This is a genomic window from Xenorhabdus sp. NBAII XenSa04 (genome assembly GCF_963866145.1).
Lineage (GTDB): Bacteria > Pseudomonadota > Gammaproteobacteria > Enterobacterales > Enterobacteriaceae > Xenorhabdus > Xenorhabdus indica.
In genome coordinates this window covers 1-497 of the sequence record NZ_CAWMEB010000167.1, presented here as the reverse complement: position 1 = coordinate 497, position 497 = coordinate 1, and the positions used below count along the sequence as shown (strand labels likewise).

Annotated in this window: 1 pseudogene; it reads left to right on the top strand. The window is 50.3% G+C overall.

Going from position 1 to position 497, the window contains the following annotated elements:
- Positions 1-497, top strand: a pseudogene (locus AAC147_RS07420) (type IV conjugative transfer system coupling protein TraD); the annotation flags it as partial.

Below are 497 nucleotides of genomic sequence, written 5' to 3'. Positions count from 1 at the left end.
ATTGTCGCCCGTGCTTTAGTCGCCCTGGGACACCGGCCGGATTACACCTTGATCACACGTTACGTCAATAATATCAGCGAACTGTATCAGTTATATGCCACTAAAATGATGGCAGACAGGCAGCCCGCCCTGCTGGCACAAATCAACCAGTCTCTCAGCAAGCTGAAAGAAAAAGATATCCCGCGCAATATGCAGGGGCAACCGGATGCACTCAGACTCTGGGCGATGGAGGTCACGCTGAGTTCAGACGCGGGTAAACAGCTCTATGACCCGATCCTGGACGGATTACGCTCTGCTGTGCGTTATGACCGCACCTATTTTGATAAAATTGTCGCTTCTTTGCTGCCGCTGTTGGAAAAACTGACCACCGGAAAAATCGCAGAACTGTTATCACCGAATTATCTCAATATGGCCGATTTACGCCCGATTTTCGACTGGGAACAGGTGATCCGCAAGAACGGCATTGTCTATATCGGGCTGGATGCGTTATCTGACAG